This is a genomic window from Labrenzia sp. CP4, from assembly GCF_001579905.1.
GTDB classification, from domain to species: Bacteria; Pseudomonadota; Alphaproteobacteria; order Rhizobiales; family Stappiaceae; genus Roseibium; species Roseibium algicola.
The window spans coordinates 262,783-285,313 of the sequence record NZ_CP011927.1 but is presented as its reverse complement, the minus strand read 5'-3'; the positions used below and the strand labels follow the sequence as shown (position 1 = coordinate 285,313).

At 61.2% G+C, this 22,531-nt stretch carries 13 protein-coding genes; 5 read left to right on the top strand and 8 right to left on the bottom strand.

Features of this window, described 5'->3' with window-relative positions:
- Positions 1–8: 8 nt before the first annotated feature.
- Together argC and ACP90_RS01345 are read right to left on the bottom strand one after the other, a co-directional pair.
- Positions 9–959, bottom strand: a complete 951-nt coding sequence (argC, locus tag ACP90_RS01350) for an N-acetyl-gamma-glutamyl-phosphate reductase (RefSeq protein ID WP_062486157.1) — start codon at positions 957–959, stop codon at positions 9–11.
- 139 nt (positions 960–1,098) lie between these two features.
- On the bottom strand, positions 1,099–1,665 hold the full coding sequence (locus ACP90_RS01345; protein ID WP_031270047.1) for a peroxidase-related enzyme: 567 nt from the start codon (positions 1,663–1,665) through the stop codon (positions 1,099–1,101).
- A 107-nt stretch (positions 1,666–1,772) separates the two neighbouring features.
- On the opposite strand from ACP90_RS01345, the gene ACP90_RS01340 reads away from it, so the two are divergent.
- Entirely contained in the window at positions 1,773–6,584 is a 4,812-nt protein-coding gene (locus ACP90_RS01340) for an NAD-glutamate dehydrogenase (RefSeq protein WP_062486154.1), read from the top strand.
- Positions 6,585–7,132: 548 nt separating this feature from the next.
- Entirely contained in the window at positions 7,133–8,503 is a 1,371-nt protein-coding gene (locus ACP90_RS01335; RefSeq protein WP_062486151.1) for an MFS transporter, read from the top strand.
- A gap of 96 nt (positions 8,504–8,599) precedes the next feature.
- Here the strand turns inward: ACP90_RS01335 and ACP90_RS01330 are convergent, their stop codons facing one another.
- The 5 genes from ACP90_RS01330 to htpX form a co-directional block, all read right to left on the bottom strand.
- Positions 8,600–10,711, bottom strand: a complete 2,112-nt coding sequence (locus tag ACP90_RS01330) for a methyl-accepting chemotaxis protein (protein WP_062491243.1) — start codon at positions 10,709–10,711, stop codon at positions 8,600–8,602.
- A gap of 229 nt (positions 10,712–10,940) precedes the next feature.
- Complete coding sequence (gene purH / locus ACP90_RS01325) at positions 10,941–12,557, bottom strand: bifunctional phosphoribosylaminoimidazolecarboxamide formyltransferase/IMP cyclohydrolase (protein ID WP_062486148.1); 1,617 nt, start codon at positions 12,555–12,557, stop codon at positions 10,941–10,943.
- 75 nt (positions 12,558–12,632) lie between these two features.
- Entirely contained in the window at positions 12,633–14,390 is a 1,758-nt protein-coding gene (locus ACP90_RS01320; protein ID WP_208993424.1) for a heparinase II/III family protein, read from the bottom strand.
- 128 nt (positions 14,391–14,518) lie between these two features.
- Complete coding sequence (locus ACP90_RS01315; protein ID WP_062486142.1) at positions 14,519–15,895, bottom strand: transcription antitermination factor NusB; 1,377 nt, start codon at positions 15,893–15,895, stop codon at positions 14,519–14,521.
- Between the two features lie 164 nt (positions 15,896–16,059).
- On the bottom strand, positions 16,060–17,037 hold the full coding sequence (htpX, locus tag ACP90_RS01310) for a zinc metalloprotease HtpX (protein ID WP_062491241.1): 978 nt from the start codon (positions 17,035–17,037) through the stop codon (positions 16,060–16,062).
- Between the two features lie 156 nt (positions 17,038–17,193).
- Between htpX and ACP90_RS01305 the strand changes: the two genes are divergently transcribed.
- Positions 17,194–17,457 carry a DUF1674 domain-containing protein gene (locus tag ACP90_RS01305; protein ID WP_023002557.1) on the top strand — a complete coding sequence of 88 codons (264 nt, stop codon included), beginning with the start codon at positions 17,194–17,196 and terminating at the stop codon, positions 17,455–17,457.
- 67 nt (positions 17,458–17,524) lie between these two features.
- On the opposite strand, the gene ACP90_RS01300 is transcribed toward ACP90_RS01305, so the two are convergent.
- Positions 17,525–18,181, bottom strand: coding sequence for an SGNH/GDSL hydrolase family protein (locus tag ACP90_RS01300; RefSeq protein WP_062486139.1), 657 nt, complete (start codon positions 18,179–18,181; stop codon positions 17,525–17,527).
- Positions 18,182–18,492: 311 nt separating this feature from the next.
- Here ACP90_RS01300 and ACP90_RS01295 point away from each other — a divergent pair, with 311 nt between their 5' ends.
- Both ACP90_RS01295 and ACP90_RS01290 read left to right on the top strand, forming a co-directional pair.
- Positions 18,493–19,728, top strand: a complete 1,236-nt coding sequence (locus tag ACP90_RS01295; protein ID WP_062486136.1) for an aminotransferase class I/II-fold pyridoxal phosphate-dependent enzyme — start codon at positions 18,493–18,495, stop codon at positions 19,726–19,728.
- Positions 19,725–22,469, top strand: a complete 2,745-nt coding sequence (locus tag ACP90_RS01290; protein WP_062486133.1) for a DNA translocase FtsK — start codon at positions 19,725–19,727, stop codon at positions 22,467–22,469. Before ACP90_RS01295 ends, ACP90_RS01290 begins: the two co-directional genes overlap by 4 nt.
- The last annotated feature ends 62 nt before the right edge of the window (positions 22,470–22,531 follow it).

Here is a 22,531-nt window from a genome sequence, read left to right as displayed (position 1 = left end):
GATGCCGCTTACGCGGCAAGGCTGGTTGTCTGATCGACACCGAGCATCAGATTGAGGTTCTGGACCGCAGCACCGGACGCGCCCTTGCCCAGGTTGTCGTAGACGGCAACGATCGCAGCCTGCGCCCTGGCGTCATTTGCAAAGACGTGCAGATGCAGCTTGTTGGTGTCGTTGAGCGCCTGCGGGTTGAGGCTGTCGGATTTTTCGAGCGCTTCCAGCGGCGCGACCTCGACAAAACCGCCGGGTGCCGAAGCGAAATGATCGGCGATCGCCGCATGCAGCTGCTCGCCCGTCGGCACCTTGGCGAGGCCTGCCAGGTTCAACGGAACCACCGTCAGCATGCCCTTGTAGAAATCTCCGACAGTCGGAGTGAACAGTGGAGCTGCGTCGAGCAGGCCGTATTCCGTCATTTCCGGAAGATGCTTGTGATTGAACCCGAGCGCATAGGGCGCAAACGAATTTGCGCTGGTTCCGGCGGCTTCGTAATCGGCAATCATGCCCTTGCCACCACCGGAATACCCGGAGATGCCGAAATAGGTCAGGTTGAAGTCCGTCGGCAGCAGCTCCGCGGCAATCAGCGGACGAACCGCCGCGATCAGGCCTTGCGGCCAGCAGCCCGGATTGGCAACGCGCATGGCTGCGGCGATGATGTCGGCCTGGTCGAGGTCCATTTCGGCAAAACCGTAGGCCCAGCCCTCGGCAACCCGGTGGGCGCTGGAAGCATCAATCACACGGGTGGTGTCGTTCTCGATCAGGGCAACGCTTTCCTTGGCCGCCGCATCCGGCAGGCAAAGAATGGCAATATCGGCCTTGTTGAGGTAGTCGGCCCGGGCAGCCGGATCCTTCCGGCTTTCGTCCGGAATGGAGATCAGCTCAAGGTCGCGGCGCATGGCAAGGCGCTCGCGGATCTGCAGACCCGTCGTACCGGCTTCACCATCAATAAACACGCGCGCAACCATCGCCCGTTCCTCTCCCTCTCATGATCGCCGCCAGTTTCGAACCCCAGGGCCCGAAAGCCGTCAGGCAGATCGGTGCAAAATCGAAAGCGTCATACACCCAATCGCGCGGCTTGTCACCGCCGCGCGACGCTCCGTTATCTCAACGGGCCCTTGAGTGATACTCATCATTCGGGCGCATGTCGGACGCCGCAGCCACCCTGTTTGACATGTTGAAGAAGCCCGTTACCGAGGCGATGTCCCAGATGTCGCGATCCGTAAACCCGACATCGCGCAGGGCTTGCCGGTCGCTTTCCACGATTTCCGCCGGCTTCTCCGTCAACTTGACGGCGAAGTCGAGCATCGCCCGCTGCTTTGGCGAAAGGTCCGCAACGCGGTAGTTCATCACCATCAGTTCACCCAGCACGGGGTCCCCGGAAAGCTCGCGCACCGCAGCACCATGAGCCGTAAGACAATAAAAACAGCGGTTGACCGCTGATACCGCAACGGCAATCATCTCTCTCTCGAGCTTGGAGAGTGTACATTCGCCCAGCATGAGGTCGTTGTACATGTCGGTGAAGGCGCGCAGCTTCGTTTCGTCGAACGCATATGCCTTGAGGACGTTGGGAACGAGACCCAGCTTCTCTTGGCACAAGTCGAAATAAGCCTGTGTCTTTTCACTCAATGTTACATTTGAATCGATTTGCAAGGCCGTGACTTTACTTGACAATTTGCTCCTCCCGTCATGAAACCGTTTATGTCGCTGAAATATGAACTTAAGTCTTAGAACGAGCGAGCGACAGAGCCAAACCATACGATCGCCTAAGGGGATGGAAAATGCCGGACAAACACGACGTCGAGAAACTCAAACTCATCGACGCGGTCCAAGCAACCTTGAATCAGGAAGATCCGGCTCTCGCCGAGTTTTCCCGCGCCTTTTATGACCGGGGCGCAGCGGAAGACCTGGTGGCCTACACCGCGGAAGAGCTGACCGGCTTTGCCCGGGACGCCTGGCAGGATTTCCAGAACCACGAACTCGGCACGCATCGTGTCAGCATCGCCGATCCGGCGTTCAAGGCCCAGGGCAGCAAGGTCAAGGGCGTCTCGATTATCGAGATCGTCAACGACAACATGCCCTTCCTGGTCGATTCCGTCATGGACGAGCTGCAGGAAAGCAAGATCGAAGTGCATCTGGTCCTGCACCCGATCTTCATCGTGGAACGGGATGACAACGGCAAACTGACAAGCGCCACGGCCCGCAAGAAACCACCGAAGCGGACCGACCGGCAGGAAAGCCTCATCCATATCCACGTGACACGGATTGATTCGCCCGAAGCCCGCGCAGCCCTCAAGGCACGGCTCGACAAGGTTCTGTCCGATGTCCGCGCCGTCGTGTCGGACTTCAAGCCGATGCAGGAACGCCTGGCGGAGGCCATCGACACCTACAAGACCACGCAAATCCCCGGCAGCAGCGACGAGTTGTGGGAGGCAATCCACTTCCTGGAGTGGATGGAGAACGACAACTTCATTTTCCTCGGCATGCGCGAATACATGTTCGAAGGCGGCGTCGAGGAGGGCGAGCTTTCCCCCCATGAGGGCACGGGCCTCGGCCTCTTGTCCGACCCGGATGTGCGCGTTCTCCGCCGCGGCACGGAGTTCGTGCAGATCACGCCGGAAATTCGCGAGTTCCTGAAGAAACCCGAACCGCTGATCATTGCCAAGGCCAACGTGAAGAGCACCGTGCACCGGCGCGTGCACATGGATTACGTCGGCGCCAAGCTCTATGACGACGAAGGCAACATGAACGGCGAGCTGCGCATCGTCGGCCTGTTCGCCTCGACCGCCTATACCGAACCGACCAGCACCATCCCGTTCCTGCGCCGCAAGGTTGCCAGCGTTCTGGCCCGCGCCGGCTACGGGTCGGAAAGCCATTCCGGTCGCGCCCTCCGCAACGTTCTGGAAGCTTTCCCGCGTGACGAGCTGTTCCAGATCGAACGGGAGCGCCTGTTCGACTTTTCCATCGCCATCCTGCAGCTGGACGAGCGCCCGCGCATTCGCGTGCTGTCCCGCCCGGACAAATTCGACCGCTATGTCTCCATTCTGGTCTTCGTCCCGCGTGACCGCTATTCCACCGAAGTTCGCCTGAACGTCGGCACCTATCTGGCCTCGGTCTATGAAGGACGCGTGTCGGCCTGGTACGTTACCTATCCAGAAGGTCCGCTGGCGCGGGTTCACTACATCATCGGCCGCGATCGCGGGGAAACGCCGACGCCCCAGCAGGAAGAGCTGGAGGCCGCCGTTGCCGACATGGTGCGCACCTGGTCCGACAGCGTGCGCGACGCGCTCAAGGACGAATTCGCGCCTTCACAGGCCCGCAAGCTGGCCGATCGCTACGCGCTTTCGTTTCATGGCGGCTACAAGGAAGTCTACAACGCCCAGTCCGCGCTGTTCGACATCGTCAAGCTGGAAACCCTGTCCGACAAGAACGACACCACCATCACGTTCCACCGCCAGGCAGGCACCAGGGACAGCCGCCTGTCGCTGAAGGTCTATCACCGCGGTTCGCCGATCCCGCTGTCCGCGCGCGTGCCGCTCCTGGAAAACATGGGCTTCCGGGTGATCAACGAGCGGACCTACCGCGTCACGCCGGCCGATGCCCCCTTGTCCTACCTGCACGAAATGACGCTGGAATCTCGCAGCGGCGAAGACATCGTCTTTTCCGATCAGCTGCAATCCCGGCTGGAAAGCATGTTCATGGCAGTCTGGACCGGGCTGGCGGAGGACGACGGCTATAACCGCCTGGTGCTGACGGCGGAGCTTGCCTGGCGCGACGTGGCAGTGATCCGCGCGCTGTCGAGATACCTGCGCCAGGCCGGTATCCGCTTCTCCGAAGACTACATGTGGTCCACGCTCAACAACTACCCGAAGATCGCGGCCAAACTGGTGGAACTGTTCCACCTGCGCTTCAACCCGGATGTCACCGAAAAGGACAGGGACCTCGGCACGGAACGGCTGGAAAGCGAACTGACCGCCGATCTGGAGGACGTCGCCAGCCTTGACGACGACCGCATCCTGCGCCGGTTCCAGAACACGATTGAATCGATCCTGCGCACGAACTTCTACCAGCTCGACAAGAAGGGTCAGCCCAAGCCGACCTTCGCCTTCAAGATCGACAGCCGCCAGATCGACGACCTGCCCCAACCGCGTCCGTTCCGGGAAATCTTCGTCTACAGCCCTCGCGTGGAAGGCGTGCACCTTCGTTTCGGCATGGTTGCCCGTGGCGGCCTGCGCTGGTCTGACCGGCCGCAGGACTTCCGCACCGAAGTGCTGGGTCTGGTGAAGGCACAGCAGGTGAAGAACGCAGTGATCGTCCCGGTCGGTGCCAAGGGCGGTTTCGTGCCCAAGAACCTGCCGCCGATGAGCGATCGCGATGCCTGGTTCAAGGAAGGCACCGAAAGCTACAAGATCTTCATCAACGCCCTTCTGGACGTGACCGACAACCTCGGCGAGGACAACATCCTGCCGCCGGAGCGCGTGCAACGCTACGACGGTGACGACCCCTATCTGGTGGTGGCAGCCGACAAGGGCACGGCCACCTTCTCCGATACGGCCAACGGCATTTCGGAAGGAAGGCACTTCTGGCTGGGCGACGCCTTCGCTTCCGGCGGGTCCGCCGGCTACGATCACAAGAAGATGGGCATCACCGCACGCGGCGCCTGGGAAGCGGTCAAGCGGCACTTCCGCGAGATGAACCGGGATATCCAGACGCAGCCCTTCACGGCGGCCGGTGTCGGCGACATGTCCGGCGACGTCTTCGGCAACGGTATGTTGCTGTCGAAGGCAACCAGGCTGATCGCCGCCTTCGATCACCGCGACATCTTCATCGATCCGGATCCGGACCCGGCAAAGACCTGGGAAGAGCGCAAGCGGATGTTCGACCTCGGCCGCTCGTCCTGGAAGGACTACAACACCGACCTGATTTCCAAGGGTGGCGGCATCTTCTCGCGCCAGATCAAGTCCATTCCGCTTTCACCGGAAATGCAGTCCCTGCTCAACCTGAACAAGGGCAGCGCAACGCCGCAGGAAGTGATGACCGCCATCTTGAAGATGGAAGTCGACCTGCTGTGGTTCGGCGGTATCGGCACTTATATTCGCGCCAAATCCGAGACGGACGCCGATGTGGGCGATCGCGCCAATGACCCGATCCGCATCACGGCATCGGAAATCGGCGCAAAGGTGATCGGCGAAGGTGCCAACCTCGGCCTGACCCAGCTCGCCCGTATCGAGTTCAACAAGAAGGGTGGGCGCTGCAACTCCGATGCGATCGACAATTCCGCCGGGGTGAACTCCTCGGACATGGAGGTCAACATCAAGATCGCTCTCGGCGCCGCGGTGAAATCCGGCAAGCTGACCATCGAGCAGCGCAACGAACTTCTGGCTGAAATGACCGACGAGGTCGCCGAACTCGTGTTGCGGAACAACTACCTGCAAACCCTGGCCATCTCCATGACCGAACTGCGCGGCATGGAAGACTTCGGCTACCAGGTGCGCATGATGCGCCAGCTGGAACAGGCCGGCCTTCTGGACCGGGTGGTCGAACAACTGCCGGACGAGGCAACACTCGACGAGATGCGCAAGGCCGGGCTGCTGCTGACCCGCGCCGAACTGGGTGTGCTGCTGGCCTATGCCAAGATCACGCTTTACGACGCGCTGCTGGAAAGCTCGGTTCCGGACGACGATTATCTGGCGCGCGAACTGTTCCGCTATTTCCCGGACCAGATGGCCGACACCTATAAGGACGAGATCAGCGGCCACCGCCTGCGGCGTGAAATCATCGCCACGATGCTGGCCAACTCGATGATCAACCGGGGCGGGGCGACCTTCATCACCCGTCTGCGTGACCAGACCGACGCGACCGCGACCGAAATCGCTCAGGGCTTCGTTGCCGTGCGCAACAGCTACGACCTGACCGATCTCAACACGGAGATCGACCAGCTCGACACGAAGATCGACGGCGCTCTGCAGCTGGAGCTCTATTCGGAAATCCAGTCACTGCTTCTGGAACGGGTCGTCTGGTTCAAGCGCAACGTGTCCTTCGACAAGGGCCTGTTTGCCGTTGTCGAACGGTTCCGTGCCGGTATCGCCGCGCTGCGTGACCGCCTGGAAGCGGTCTTGCCGGAAGAACCCGCCGCGGTTCTGGCGGAGCGCACCGCAGCCTTCGTGGAGCAGGGTGTTCCGGAAAGTCTCGCCCGGCGGATCGCCTGGCTGCCGGCCGAGCGGGCCATTCCCGATATCGTCATCGTGTCGGAAGAAACCGGGGCAGATCTGGATACGGCGGCAAGGGCCTATTTCGAAGTTGCTCACCATTTCCAGCTCGGTGCGATGCTCGAGCTTGCCAACGATCTCGACGTCCGGGACTACTACGACGGTCTCGCGCTCGACCGGGCACGGGCCATGCTGGTCTCCGCGCAGCGCGCCCTGGCCATCGCAGCTGTTCGCGCCGGCGGTTTTACAAGCTGGCTGGTGGAGCACGAGGCGGAAGTGGGCCGGCGCAAACGCTCGGTCTCCGAAATCCTCGACGGCGGTCTCAGCGTGTCGAAATTCTCCGTGGCGGCAAGCCTGCTCGCGGAAATCTGCGGCACCGCGTAACCGGGCGGAAATCGCGTTACGGGGCCGGCAGTTCTGCTGCCGGTCTTGGCTTTTCAGCGGTATTGCCGTCGCCCCGGCAACGCTATGCGCGAGCGGGGAATGGAGAGCCAGCGGCACCCAAGGCAAAGCGTACCTTCCAAGATAGTCTTTGGCTCACCGATCCCGGATCTTCGCTGCGCTGCGTCCGGGATGACGCGGTTGGTGCTTTGAGACCCTTGCTCACGGACGTTTCGTTATCCGCTTTTTGGATCGCTGGAGGCGCATGGAGGTTGAGGCCCGTCTTTCGAGACAGCGCTATGCGCTTCCTCAGGATGAGGTGATATGTGTTGCCAGGCTGGTGAGAGGCCCACCTTCCCACACCCTCATCCTGAGGAGCCGCGCAAGTGGCGTCTCGAAGGATGGGCCGCATACGCCAACCGAAACTCTCTCCTGCAACAGACACCGGATATTCGCAAACACCTGTGGGCTTCAGGAGCGGGAAGCGATATGCATGAATGAGTTGGGCTCGTCCCGGTCTTGATCCCCCAGGCAGCGAGTTGCCCTTTTCCATGACAACCGTTTCAGACATCCCGTTGCAATCTACCGACAGGCGCGCCGTTCTCTCCTGGGCGCTGTTCGACTGGGCGGCACAGCCCTTTTTCACGCTGATCACAACATTCGTCTTTGCGCCTTACTTTGCCTCGACGCTGGCCGCGACCCCGGCCGAAGGCCAATCGCTTTGGGGATACGCAACTGCGGCCGCCGGACTGTGCATTGCCTTTGCAGCACCGGTACTGGGCTCGATCGCGGACGCAACAGGCCGGCGAAAACGCTGGATCCTTCTCTTCTCGTTGCCGTTTGTCATCTGTTGTTGGGCATTCTGGTACGCCTCTCCGGGAAGCCCGAACGGCATCGCCATCGCGCTCATCGCCTTTGCTATCGGCACGCTGTCCATCGAAATCGCGACCGTCTTCAACAACGCCATGATGCCTTCGCTGGTACCGCCGGAACGCATCGGACGCCTGTCCAGTTTCGGCTGGGCACTCGGCTACGCCAGTGGACTGGTCACGCTGGTGATCGCCCTCGGATTTTTCGCCGCCAGCCCCGAGTCAGGCAAGACCCTGCTGGGTTTCGAGCCGGTTCTGGGTCTTGATGCGGCGACACAGGAAGGCGATCGCGCCGTCGGGCCGTTCTCCGCGCTCTGGTATCTCGTTTTCGTGTTGCCGATGTTCCTCTTCGTGCCGGACGTGCCGCACCAGGCAAAGATCGGTCCGGCCATCCGCGCCGGCCTTGCAAACTTGCGCATGAGCCTGGCCCAGGCACGCACAAACAGGAATATCTTCCTGTTTCTCCTCTCCAACATGATCTTCAAGGATGGTCTTGTCGCCCTCTTCGCGTTCGGCGGAATATATGCCGCCGGCCAGCTTGGCTGGGGATCCATCGAAATCGGTACTTTCGGCATCATCCTGACCATCACCGGAACACTGGGCCTGTTGCTGGGCGGGCCGATGGATGATCGTTTCGGGGCCAAGCCGGTGATTGTCTTCTCGCTCATCGTTCTGATGATCTGCGGCCTCGGCATGATTTCCATCGACCGGACAACGGTGTTCTTTGTCATCAAGACCGCCGCTGCCCCCGAGGGTGCTCTCTTCGCGTCGCTGCCGGAACAGGTGTTCATTGCACTCGGCGGTGTCATCGGCGCAGTGTCCGGTCCGTTGCAGGCCTCCTGCCGCAGTCTTCTGGTCCGCATAGCTCCGCCACAGCACGTGACCCAGTATTTCGGCCTTCTGGCGCTCTCCGGAAAGGTCACCAGCTTCCTGGCCCCGCTTACCGTCGGCGTGGTAACCGCCCTGACTGCCAGCCAACCCGCCGGCATGTCCGTCATCCTGGTCTTTTTCGGAGTTGGCCTCCTGTTGTTGTTGCGGGTGCGGGAGCGCTAACAGACGCCTTTGCCAGGAAACGGTGCGGGCATTGCCCAAACAAAAACGCGCCGGAAAATCCGGCGCGCTTCATGTTCAAATGTTGCCAGTTTCGCCTCAGGCGACCTGACGGACGCTGGCAAGGAAACCTTCGACTTCCTGCTTGAGCCGGTCGGCTTCAGTCTGCAGGACGTTGGCGGAGGCCGAGACTTGACGGGCCGCATTGCCGGTGTCGTCGGCAGAGGCTGCCACCTTGACGATGTTCTGCGCCACTTCCTGGGTGCCGTTGGAGGCTTCCTGGATGTTGCGGGCGATCTCGTCGGTGGCAAGGCCCTGCTGTTCGACCGACGCCTGGATGGACGAGGAGATCTCGTTCATCTTTTCGATGGTTTCGGAAATGCCCTTGATGGCATCGACCGATCCGGCGGTTTCCGTCTGCACCGACTGGATCTGCAGGGAGATTTCCTCGGTCGCCTTGGCGGTCTGGTTGGCCAGCTCCTTCACCTCGGCGGCAACAACGGCAAAGCCCTTGCCCGCTTCGCCGGCACGTGCCGCCTCGATGGTGGCGTTCAGCGCCAGCAGGTTGGTCTGTTCGGCAATGTCGGTGATCAGCTTGACCACTTCGCTGATCCGGTTGGCCGCTTCCGCGAGCCCCTCGATCTTGCGGTTTGTCGACTGGGCCTGTTCCACGGCGTGGGAGGCAATCTCGGTGGACTGGGTCATCTGGCGGGAAATTTCACCGACCGATGCCATCAGTTCTTCAGCCGCGGACGCAACCGTTTCCACGTTCGACGACGCTTCCTCGGAAGCGGCAGCCACTGCCGTGCTCTTCTCGCTGGTGTCGTCGGCTCCCGCCGTCAGCGTCATCGATGCCGCGTTGAGGTCCTGCACCTGGTGCATCACCGTCTGGGTCAGCTCTGAGATCTGGCGGTCGAAATCCTGCGACAACTCGCTGATCCGGCCTGCGCGCGCCAGCTGCTGACGCTGCGCTTCTTCCTGCTCGGCGGCCAGTGCCTCGGCCTGCCGGGCCTTGTCGCGGAAGACTTCCAGCGCCTTGCTGATCTCGCCGATTTCGTCCTGGCGGTCGGTATCGTGGATCGGCTCGTCGTAACGGCGATCGATGAGCGCCTGGATGCTGCGCACGGCGCGCTCCAGCGGACGGCGAACAATCGTGTTACCGACAAGATAGATGGAAAGAGCCACGACGATGAGCAACACGACACCGACGCCGACGATCATGGTCGTGATTGAAGACGAAGCCGCATTGAGGGTCGCCAGCGGCACGTTGACCACCACGGCAAGCTTGGCATCGGTACCGGTCACATGCACCGGCATGACGATGCGGTGCACTTCCGTGCCAAGCGTGTTGGAATATCCGTCATAGGCAAATGGCTCGCCGTTCTTGACCGCCGCCAGAAGCTTGTCCTGCACGGCAAGGTCGGCTTCGGACTGGCCTTCCATCCATGGCTTGCCGAGAACGGCAGGGTCGGCGTGGGCAATCCAGACGCCGTTCTGCGACAGGAGGTGAACCGATCCCGTGTCCAGTGGCCGTTGCTGGCCAAGCACTTCGGACAACGGTGTCAGAAGGATGTCGCCACCGGCAGCACCAATCACCTTGGACCCGTCTCGGATTGGCGAAGAGAACGACACACCGGTTACGGTCTCGCCATCGGCTTCCCAGCTGTAGGGTTCGGTCATGTAGTCCTTGCCGGACACATAGGCACCATTGAACCAGAGGTCGCTGGTTGCACTCAGGTCACCGACGGCGATCTTCTCGATGGGCCGGTAGGCCAGCGTTCCGTCCGCCTTGCGGAAGTAATAGGGCTGCCATTCGCCGTCTTCGGCCCATTTCTCGTCGCCCTTGAACTCGGCATCCTTGCCGTCGAGCTCGTCTCCGGCAACCACGCCCCAGGTGCCCGAAAGGTCCTTGTTGGTCAGCGTCAGGTTTTCAACGACGGCGTTCCAGGCTTCACGGTCGACCGATCCGGCCTTCTTCATGCCGCCGAGGGAACTTGCCAGCGTCTGTGCGGATTTCAGGCCGTTTTCAAGGCCACGCTGGACGAATTGCGCCTGCTCGCGTGCCACTGTCTCGGCTTCGGACCGTGCAAGATCACCCGTAATGCGGGACGCTTCCCATCCGATAAAACTGATGCCGACCACAAGGGCAACCGTCAGGGTCGCCGCACTGGCCCCAATGAGCTTTGTTGTGACCTTCGCTCTTCTAAACACCGGCAATCTCCGCGAATCGCAAGAAAACGGCAGGCGAATACCTGCCAAAGCTTGCTGCAGACTACCCGTTGGGCGTTAACAAGGTCTTCAGTGGGAGGGTTTTTCTTAATGACCCCTGTTATTTTTGACAGTATTTTTGGATCGTTAGCTTGCTAATGTTTTACAAGCTCAGATGAAGTGCCGGTTCGAATGAAAACCGGCACTTCAGTTCATCGGCGAATACCCGAAATCAGTGCCGGAAATGACGCATGCCGGTCATGACCATGGCAAGGCCAGCTTCGTCGGCTGCCGCAATCACGTCGTCATCGCGCATCGAGCCACCCGGCTGGATAACGGCGGTTGCTCCGGCTTCGGCGGCCGACAGAAGACCATCGGCAAACGGGAAGAACGCATCGGAGGCGACCACGCATCCCTTCGTCAGCGGTTCGGAAAGACCGGCGGCCTCGGTCGCGTCCAGAGCCTTGCGGGCAGCGATGCGTGCGGAATCCACCCGGCTCATCTGACCGGCCCCGACACCAACGGTCGCACCGTCCTTGGCATAGACGATGGCATTGGACTTCACGTGCTTGGCAACCCGGAAGGCGAATTTCAGATCGGCCAGTTCCTGCTCGCTCGGGGCGCGCTTGGTAACGACCTTGAGGTCAAGGTCATCGACCACACCGTTGTCGCGTGACTGGACCAGAAGGCCGCCGGCAACGGACTTGACGAAGAGACCCTTGGCGCGTGCATCGGCGAGGCCACCGGTGACCAGAAGGCGCAGGTTCTTCTTCGCCGCGATGATTTCGCGTGCCGCGTCGTCCGCATCCGGCGCGATGATCACTTCCGTGAAGATCTTGACGATTTCCTCGGCCGCAGCGGCATCCAGTGTCTGGTTCAGGGCGACGATGCCGCCGAAGGCTGAAACCGGATCGCAGCGCAGGGCCAGTTCGTAGGCTTCCTTCAGGCTTGCGCCTTCGGCCACGCCGCACGGGTTGGCGTGCTTGATGATGGCAACAGCACTGGTGCGGACCGGATCGAACTCGCTCACCAGCTCAAACGCGGCATCGGTGTCATTGATGTTGTTGTAGGACAGGGTCTTGCCCTGAAGCTGCCTGGCCGTGGCAACACCCGGGCGCTGCTCACCGGTGGTGTAGAAACCTGCCGTCTGATGCGGGTTTTCACCGTAGCGCATGACTTCGGCAAGCGAACCGCCAACCGCACGGTGGGCGGGCGTTGCTTCGCCCAGCTGATCCGCCATCCAGTTGGAGACGGCGGCATCATAGGCAGCCGTGCGGGCAAAGGCCTTTTGCGCCAGCTTCTTTCGCAGGGCCAGCGGGGCCTTGCCGCCATTGGCATCAAGCTCGGAAATTACTGCATCGTAGTCGGCCGGGTCGGTGACCACGGTAACATAGGCATGATTCTTGGCGGCTGCACGGGTCATCGCCGGTCCACCAATGTCGATGTTCTCGATGCCGGTTGCGTAGTCGGCACCGGAGGCGACAACGTCCTCGAACGGATAGAGATTGCCGCAGAAGAGATCGATACCGACGATGTCATGCTCGCTCATCGCCTTCTGGTGGTCGGCATCATCACGGATCGACAGCAGACCGCCGTGGACCTTCGGATGCAGCGTCTTCACACGGCCATCCATGATTTCCGGAAAGCCCGTGACTTCCGAAATGTCCAGAACCGCAAGCCCGGCTTCCTTCAGCGCCTTGTAGGAACCGCCGGTGGAGACCAGCTCGACACCGCGCTCGGACAGCGCTTTTGCAAAGTCGACAAGACCGGTCTTGTCGAAGACGGACAGAAGGGCGCGCTTGACGCGAACTAGCTCGGGAACGGGTACGGCTTTGGACACAATGGCCATGAATTTGCCTCGCAATTGGGGACGGTCCGGGAGTTGCCGTCGCCCTATCACGTCTTCAGCAAAAGCGGAAGGTCTCTATTCTTCCAGCGGGAGTTCGTCCGGCTCGTCAAAATCGCTGGTGCCGCGCCGGCTGAGTTTGGCCGTCGCCGTCTTGCGGAACTGCCACCCCACGGAGGGGGCCTCGAGCACCGCACCGGAGATCACGATCTGCTCGGTCTTGCGGTGGCCGTAGACATCCGAAAGATAGATGCTTTCTTCCAGCATGACCTCGGTCCCGGGCGCTTCGAATTCCCAGGCTTCACCGTCCCGGCACACCAGGAGCACCGCTGATCCGCCGCGGATGAGCGAGCTGCGCAGGCCCGGATGCAGGTGAAAGCGGATTGCGTAGCGGTTTTCGCTGTCCACAGGACCGATTGCCGAAAACGTGTCGATGCCGTCCAGCACCGTGCCGTCGCCTGCAAGGCGAATGTCACGCTCATGCAGGACATGGAACTCGCTGGCATAACCATCATGCGAGGCCGTGATCCGGCTGCCGGCCGCATCGTCTTCCCGTTCAACCGGCACCCTGACCGGACCGGACAGGATGGGTGCGCCCAGAATATGCCCGAACGGCCGGTTCGACAGGAACCGGCAGGAGGACGTATCCTCGATCACCGCCGTGGAGTGTGCAGGCGTCGAGCGGCTGACCCGGCGCCAGGCCGGATTGGACTTGGGCGAGACGCCGCAATTGACCACGATCCGGTTGTTGCCGGAGGAGAATTCGAACGAAAGACAGCCTGCATGAGCGTCGCCGGAAACGCCGATGGCCGGGGCAGGGCCGGTGTCGACCAGGACAACGGAATTACCACCGGTTAAGCGCTGATAGCCCGAATGCGGCGCATTCTGCGGTGGGGCGCCCCGTGCATCGTCATAGGCAAGGATGGTGGCGACAAGGTCGCTCGGCGTCGAGCCCATGCCGTTGAAATGGGCGAGGGCCCCGTCGCCATGACGGAAGAAGCGCAGCAGTGGCATCATCCGGTCCACCGACTGCACCATCGCCGGCGGAACTTCCAGCCCCTGGGCAACGAAGGCCTGGCGAACCGGCAGCAAGTCCGCGAGAATGTCGATCAGCGCTTTCGGATTGCGCGAGATATGGCCGCCATCGGGCAGGATCTGGCGTGTCAGCTCCTGGTCGAGACGCCGGATGCTCTGGCGTGCAAAGCGGCCCTGTCCGGCCATGGAGATACAGGCGGACGCCATGGCCAGGGCAGCATGCAGGCGCTCGACGCCATCTTCCGTTTCGTTGATGGTCTGGCGCAGGTAACGCACCTGGCGGGCCAGCGACCGCACGAAACTGCGATAAAACTCGTGATCGCCGTCCTGAAGAATGAAGGGCGAATGCGCCAGCCAGGACAGAATGCGGCGGGTCACGACCGACGCTTCCCAGCCGATGTCGTGCCAACGACCGCAGAACTTGATCCAGTCCTCCACCAGCGCCCGGGCATTTTGCCGGGAAATCTGGCTGTCGGCGGCGCGGAGGTCCCGCATCCAGCCGAAGCTGTGAAGCTCACGCTGCCAGTCTTCGTGAACGGCCTGAAGCTCGAACGGAGATCTGCCTTGCGTCTCCACCAGATGGCCGGAGAACAGGAAGCGGCCGCCATAGATATCGGCAGCATTGGTCGCGTCGGCAGTGCGCAGATCCTGCGGCGCGATGAGCAGGCGCGCAGGCACAGCCGAAAACGGCTGCATGCGGAACAAAGGCCCGCCATGCATCCATTTCAAGGAGCGTTGCCAAATATGCAGGGCCACAAGCCGCCAGATGCGGCTTCTTTCACTCAGGCTTGCAGTATTCACCAAACCATCTCCAAAACTGATGGTTTCTGCGCGGTTATGGGGAATCTCCGGTGTCTAATTCAGGAAACGAACCATTAAGGTTAGCATTTCATTTAAAGAATCATTGCAAGTGAACAGTTTATTCCGCGTTAAAACCGGCGGAACCTTGCGGCAAAAAAGCCGTCCATGCCCTTGCTCACCGGATCCAAGGCGGCGCTATGGCAGGGCAGACAGCGAAGATAGCCTTCATTTGTGACACATTCGGCAAGGCCGCCCACCTCTGAGGCCTCGACCGGAACCAGTTCGATTTTTCCGGCCTGCCGCTCCAGAAAACCGGCCACCTGGGCTTCGCCTTCCGCCGCTTCCAGCGAACAGGTACAATAGACGACCAGCCCACCCGGCTTGACCCAGCCCATCACCCTGTCCAGCAATTCGCTCTGGATTTCCGTCAGCTTTTCAATGTCGTATGGCTTCTTGATCCAGGGCACATCGGGGTGCCGGCGGATCGTGCCTGTCGCGCTGCAGGGCGCATCGAGCAGGATTGCATCAAAGAGATCCCCCGGCTCAAAGGCCCGCAAATCCGCCGCAACCGTTTCAACACTCAGGCCGAGCCGCGTCATGTTTTCTTCAAGACGTTTCAGGCGCGCCTTTGAAATATCGACCGCGGTTACGCTTGCACCCGCGGCCGCCAATTGTGCGGTCTTGCCGCCCGGTGCAGCGCAAAGATCGGCAACACGCAGATCCTTCACGTCACCGAGAAGCCGGGCGGGAAGCGCCGCGGCGGCATCCTGCACCCACCACTGGCCGTCGCCATAGCCTTCAAGTGCATCGACAGCGCCCTTGCGCACGAGGCGGATGCTGCCCGCACCCACAATCTGGCCGTCCAGTTTCCGGGCCCACTCTTCCGGATCCGCTTTCACCGACAGATCCAGCGCCGCTTCGCTTTCGTGAGCCCGCGCGATCTCGCGCGCTGTCTCCACTCCATAGGCTGCCTGCCAGCTTTCCATCAGCCAGTCCGGTGTGTTCAGCACCGCCGGATCGAGATCACCGGTCACTTCGTCCCGCTCGCGCCCGAGCCGGCGCAACACACCGTTGACCAGGCCTTTGTAAGGACGAGACCGGCGGTCGAGACCGGCATGATCAACAGCAAGAGAGACGGCAGCACGGTCCGGAATGTCGAGAAACAGCATCTGGGCAATGGCCACATGCAGGATATCCAGGATCCGGCCCGTCTTTTCCGGGATCGGCCGATCAAGCAACCGATCCAGGATTTCAGCGATTTCACCCCGATGGCGCAAGGCCGCACCGATGATTGCGCGAACCAGCGAACGATCGTTGCCGGCCAGCGCCCGAAATCCGGAGTGGCCGGACGTGATATCCAGCTCGCCATCGAGAGGCCGTTTCTTGTGAACGACATTGCCAAGAATATCGGCAGCCACCTTGCGTGCGGCAAACCCCGGCTTTTCGGCCTGTTCGGGTGCCGGTTTGCCTGAAGGCTTCTGTTTGTTGTTCGGCCGTTTGGTCAAGGCTCAATCCATTCACGCGCCCGGCCCTGCTGTTACGGCCGGTATCAAAATCAAGCGCCGCAGACCGGTCTGCCGGTCGCGGCGCATCTGGTCATACTAAAGCCAGGTGGTCATCCGGCAAAGTTGTTTTTGTCAAAGAAGCTGACGTTCCGGGGGACTGTTGCCTATCCCCACGGCCCTTTTGGACGGCGCGGCGCGGAGGAAGGCCCCGTCGGACCGGCGCCGCTCCACGGGCCGGCCTGCTGTGGAGCCTGGCGGGTAAACGACATGGGACCGCTTCTGCCGCCCCTGCCACCAGTGCCCAGACCTGCATCCGACAGCTTGCGCAGTTCGTCAATCCGGTTCTGGGTGTTCGGGTGGGTGGAGAACAGATTGTCCATCCGCTCGCCTGACAGCGGGTTCATGATGAACATATGTGCGGTTGCCGGGTTCGCTTCCGCGTCCGGGTTATGGATGTGCTCCACCCCGCGCGAGATCTTCGCAAGTGCTGAAGCCAGCCACATGGGTTCGCCGCAGATCTGTGCGCCCATCCGGTCGGCCGCATATTCGCGCGTCCGGGAGATCGCCATCTGCACGACCATTGCCGCCAGCGGCGCCACGACCATCATCAGGATAACCCCGACGATGCCCAGCGGATTGTTGCGGTTGCCGCCGAAGAAGAAGGCAAAGTTGGCCAGCATGGAAATCGCACCGGCGATTGTCGCCGTGATCGTCATGATCAGCGTGTCGTGGTTCTTCACATGGGCCAGCTCATGGGCCATCACACCGGCAATCTCCTCGGGCGTCAGCATGTCGAGCAGGCCCGTCGTTGCCGCGACGGCAGCGTTTTGCGGGTTGCGGCCGGTCGCAAAGGCATTCGGCTGCGGATTGTCGATGATGTAGACCTTGGGCATCGGCAACTCGGCATTCTGCGCCAGCTGCCGTATCATCCGGTAGAACTCCGGCGCTTCGCGCTCACCCACTTCCCTGGCATGATGCATGCGCAGGACCATCTTGTCCGCGTTCCAGTAACTGAACAGGTTCATGGCGGCTGCAATAAGCAGCGCGATCAGCATGCCCGACTGACCGCCGATCATGAAACCGATCCCCATGAACAAGGCGGTCATCCCCGCCAGAAGCATTGCCGTGCGAATGTAGTTCATCGCCGCTTGTTTCCGTTTCTGTCCTGTTTTCGACTGCTTGCAAGAAGGCGCATAATGGCCTTTGTATCCGTCCAACAGATGGGGAGTGCTGCCATTCTTGGCAAGATTACCCTATATACGCCAGACAAGACTGCAAACTGAACGACCCGAAGAGCCATGACAGAAACACCGGACAACCCGACGAGCCGCTACAGCCAGAACGAGGCTCCCTCCCTGAAGACCAATGTCGAGGAAGCTCCGAAGCGGAAATTCGAGGACCTGCCACCGGCAGCCCAGCGCGCCCTCAAGGAAGCCGAAGAACGGCGCAAGGAAATCGACGCAAGACAGCAGAACATGGCCGAAGAAGTCAACGGACGCGGCGGCCTGGAGCCCACCCGCTACGACGATTGGGAGATCAAGGGACTGACCTCGGATTTCTGAGGGAATGTTCAGCCGGTCTGCCTGTCGGAGACAGCTCTAACCGCAGCAGGCAATCCAGTCTGCCAATTCAGTTTGCCAGCTTGCGCACTTCCGCTGCCACTGCCCTGGCGAGATCGGCCTGCGGCTCCGCATCGAAATGGACGGCATCAACCGGGCTGGCGGAAATCACCGTTCCTGCATCGAAGAAAGCTGCACCATATTCAACAGCTTTCTCCCGGTAGCAGGCGGCCAGGCGATGGGATTCCGTGACGCTCTGTTCGCTGAACTGCGCCACGAAGGGTGTGCCTGCCAGTGGTGCCAGCGGCGGCGGTGACATCAGCAGCACCTTTGGCGCCCGGCCTTCGACATCGTCGGTTGGCCTGCGGGCAAAATCCAGAAGGCGCCCCATGGCAATCGCGATCGTTTCAGCGTTCATGCAGAACCGGGCCTGAAGGTCGTTGGTGCCGAGCATGATGATCAGAATGTCGATCGGCATATGCGTCTTGCGAACGGTCGCCAGATGCGCAAGACCGTTCTTGTCGCCCTTGACCGGATCCTCGAACACGGTTGTTCGGCCGTTGACGCCTTCTTCGGCCACATAAAACCTGTCACCGAGTTCTTTCTGCAGAAGCCGGGTCCAGCGGATGTCGTGGCCGTACCTGGATTTGTCGACCGGATTGAATCCCCAGGTGAGAGAGTCGCCGAAGCAAACGACGCTTATCGGATTTTTTGTTGTTTTCGACATCGTAGAACCTGTCCAGGTAGGCGCACTTTGAAAAAGGTCAGGCATATTTCATTTCTGCCGACCGCGCCGATGCCTTCAATTTCTACAGAGTCTTCGTTGACGATCAAGGACTTCCGGGCAATTCCCGCCAACCAAGGACGGAGGGGTGAAATTGTCCCTATGGACAGATCAGACGCCCGGGCAGGCAGTGCGGGAAAATCCGCAACCATTTGCAGCATTTCCTGTGCCCTGCCCCGCTTGGTTAATAAGGGATTTACCACACCGGCTATAGGGTCTGAGCAAAGTTATGCGTAACGAGTGCCGGATCATTCATGCTTGCCAGCAAAAAAGCCTATCAGCGCGGTGTGTCCCTGCCGAGCTCCAATCCGTTTCAACGCCTTGCCGAACTTCTGAGCGGCGAGACACCGGGGCTCGACCCGATTGTCATGACGATTGGCGAACCGCAACACGCCATTCCTGATTTTACCGCGGAAGTTCTGGCTGAAAATATGGCCGGTTTCCGCCGTTATCCGCCGATCGACGGCTCGCCCGAATTCCGTTCGGCCGTCGCATCCTGGCTGGATCGCCGATACAATCTGGGTGGGTTGATCGACGCCGACCATGGTGTGCTGCCGCTGAACGGGTCCCGCGAAGGACTTTCCTTCGGCGCCATTGCCGCGCGTGATCAGCTGAACAAGGGCCTGGACCACCCTGTGGTGATTCTGCCCAATCCGTTCTACCAGACCTATGCTGCCGCAGCGCATGTCGCCGATGCGGAGGCCGTGCTGCTCGACGCGGTAGCGGGAAACAATTTTCTGCCGGATCTCGACAGCCTCGATGCGGAGCTGCTGGAAAGGACCGTCGCCTTTTATGTCGCCTCACCCACAAATCCGGAAGGGTTTGTGGCCGATACCGCCTATTGGCAGCGCCTGATCGGTCTCGCCCGCAAGCATCGCTTCTATATCTTTGCAGACGAATGCTATTCGGAAATCTATCGCGAGACGCCGCCAATCGGCATTCTGGAAGCGGCCAGGGATCTGAATGAAGAGCAGGGCGGCGGCTTTGCCAACATCATCGTCCTCAATTCGCTGTCCAAACGCTCCAACCTGGCGGGCCTGCGCTGCGGCTTTGCGGCAGGCGATCCCGAGTTCCTGAAAAAATGGGCGAAGTTCAGAGGCCTTGCCGCACCGCAGGTGCCGCTGCCGGCACAGGCAGTTGCCGTCCGGGCCTATCAGGACGAATCCCACGTCATTGAAAACCGCAGGCTCTACAACGAAAAATTCGAAGCTGCCGAAAAACACCTCGGCCCGATCCTTGGGCCGGTCACGCCTGACGCCGGGTTCTTCCTGTGGCTGGATATCAGCCGCTGGGGCGACGCCGTTGCGGTCACGAAAGCACTCTGGACCGAAATCGGGCTCAAGGTACTGCCGGGCAGCTACCTTGCCTCGGACCAGTCGGACGGCAGCAATCCGGGGCGGAACTATATTCGCATCAGCCTGACGGCTCCTCTTGAGCAGACAGAGATCGCTCTGGAGCGTCTGGCAAAATGGTTGGGGGACAAGGCATGAGGCGGGCCAGCGCAGTTCGCGGCAACGGCCGCAGATCTTCGGTTGACCTTCTGGACACCGAGAGCCCACTGAAGCGGTTCATCCGGCGCAATCTTGTCGGGGCCGCGGGCCTCGGTATCATTGCGCTGGCGGCAATGCTCGCGGCAAGCCTTGCCACCTGGTCCGTCAGCGACCCGAGCTTCAATCATGCCACCGGTGGCCAGGTGCGCAACGCCCTGGGAACACCGGGCGCTGTCCTTGCAGACATTCTGATGCAGACCATCGGCCTGGCGACGGCCGTCTTCCTGATTCCTCTGGTTCTGTGGGGCTGGCGGCTTCTGACCGGCCACGCGCTTGGCATCGGCCGCAAGCGCCTGGTCTACTGGCTGATCGGCACAAGCCTTGCCGCAGGTGCCCTGGCGTCGCTGCCGGTTCCCGAAAGCTGGCCGCTGCCGACCGGTCTCGGCGGCTTTTTCGGCGACACCGTTCACCATTTGCCTGCGCTCGTTACCGACAACATGACAAGCGGCGCCGCCACGATCGTCGGTGTGCTTGGTCTTGGCGTACCGGCTATCCTATGCCTGCTGGCAGCTGCCGGTTGGCTGGGCAGCATCGGCGCTCCGTCCGAACGGATCGAGCCTGTGGCCGGCCCTGTCGGTCACGGCAAGGCCGCCGAGCATGAACTCGACTTTGACGACGACGATGGCGAGTCCCGCATCGGTATCTTCATGAGTGCCTTCGTCGGCCAGATGGAGCATTTCGGTCTTCAGGCTGCTGCACAGGTGCGCCGGTTGACCGGTCTGAAGCGCAGCCAGGCCCAGGAGGAAGAAGAATACTGGGACGAGGATGAGGACGACACCGACTACGAGCCGGAAGACACTCGCCAGGGCAGCCGTCTGAAGGCATTCCGCAAGGCCCTTGCCGGCCGGTTGATGCCGCAAGATGACGACGGCCTGGACGACTTCTACCAGCGTGGCCGTCATGCGGACGACGGAGACGAACCCTACGCGGAAGAATACTACGACGAGGAAGGCGATACCTTCGAGCCGGACGACCTGATGATCGACAAGGGCCCCGTCAACGGTCGTCCCGCGGTCCCGGTCGGCATTGCCGCGCCGGAGGCTCAGCAGGCGCCTGCGCAACCGGCAGCGAATGGCCGCGTCATTCCGCAGGCACCGCGTCCGAAGCAGAGCAAGCGTGCGATCGAGGAAGCTCAGCCATCCTTCCTCGGAGCCCCGGAAGAGTACGAATTGCCTCCGCTGCGGCTGCTGGCCGAGCCGAAGGTGGCCGGCAAGGTGCCGGGTCTGTCCGCCGATGCGCTGGAGCAGAATGCCCGCATCCTGGAAGGTGTGCTTGAGGATTTCGGTGTTCGCGGCGAAATCATCGAGGTTCGCCCCGGTCCGGTCGTGACCCTGTACGAACTGGAACCGGCACCGGGCATCAAGTCCTCGCGTGTAATCGGTCTTGCGGACGACATCGCCCGCTCCATGAGCGCGATTTCCGCCCGTGTGGCGGTGATCCCGGGCAAGAACGCCATCGGTATCGAACTGCCGAATGCCCGTCGTGAGACGGTCTACCTGCGTGAACTGCTGGCCGCCCAGGACTTCGAAAAGTCCAAGGCCAAGCTGGCGCTGGCCCTGGGCAAGACCATCAACGGCGAAAGCGTCGTCGCGGATCTGGCCCGCATGCCTCACCTGCTTGTGGCCGGTACCACCGGCTCGGGCAAGTCGGTCTCGATCAACACCATGATCCTGTCGCTGCTCTACCGGCTGACGCCCGAGCAGTGCAAGATGATCATGATCGACCCCAAGATGCTGGAACTGTCGATCTACGACGGCATTCCGCATCTGCTGACACCGGTTGTGACCGATCCGAAGAAAGCCGTCGTCGCCTTGAAGTGGACCGTCCGCGAGATGGAAGACCGCTACAAGAAGATGTCCAAGATGGGCGTCCGCAACATCGACGGCTACAACACCCGCATCAAGCAGGCGCTGGAAAAGAACGAAACATTCACCCGCACCGTTCAAACCGGCTTCGACCGCGACACCGGCCAGCCGATCTATGAAGAAGAGCAGCTGCCGCTCGAGGCGATGCCGTATATCGTCGTCATCGTCGACGAGATGGCCGACCTGATGATGGTGGCCGGCAAGGACATCGAAGGTGCTATCCAGCGGCTGGCTCAGATGGCCCGTGCCGCCGGTATTCACCTGATCATGGCCACGCAGCGGCCGTCGGTGGATGTCATTACCGGCACCATCAAGGCCAACTTCCCGACCCGTATCTCCTTCCAGGTGACGTCGAAGATCGACAGCCGCACCATCCTGGGTGAAATGGGCGCCGAACAGCTTCTGGGCATGGGCGACATGCTCTACATGGCCGGCGGCGGGCGCATCCAGCGTGTGCACGGGCCGTTCGTCTCCGACGACGAGGTCGAGGATATCGTCAAGCACCTGAAGGTTCAGGGCACGCCGCAATATCTGGAAGCCGTGACCGAGGAAGATGACGAGGCCGAAAGCCCCTACGACGGTGGCGGCGGACTTGCCGGCGGCGAGGAGGGCAACGATCTGTACGACAAGGCGGTCGCCATCGTGCTGCGCGACAAGAAGGCGTCGACCTCCTATGTGCAGCGGCGCCTTTCGATCGGCTACAACCGTGCCGCTTCGCTGATTGAGCGGATGGAAAACGAAGGCCTGATCAGCGCCGCCAACCATGCCGGAAAACGCGAAATTCTCGTGCAGAACGGCGTGGAAGAAGATTTTTGATGGTAAACTGCCAAAGCTTTGCCACACACGCTCCCTAGCTAAGGGGAAACGTGTCACACAGA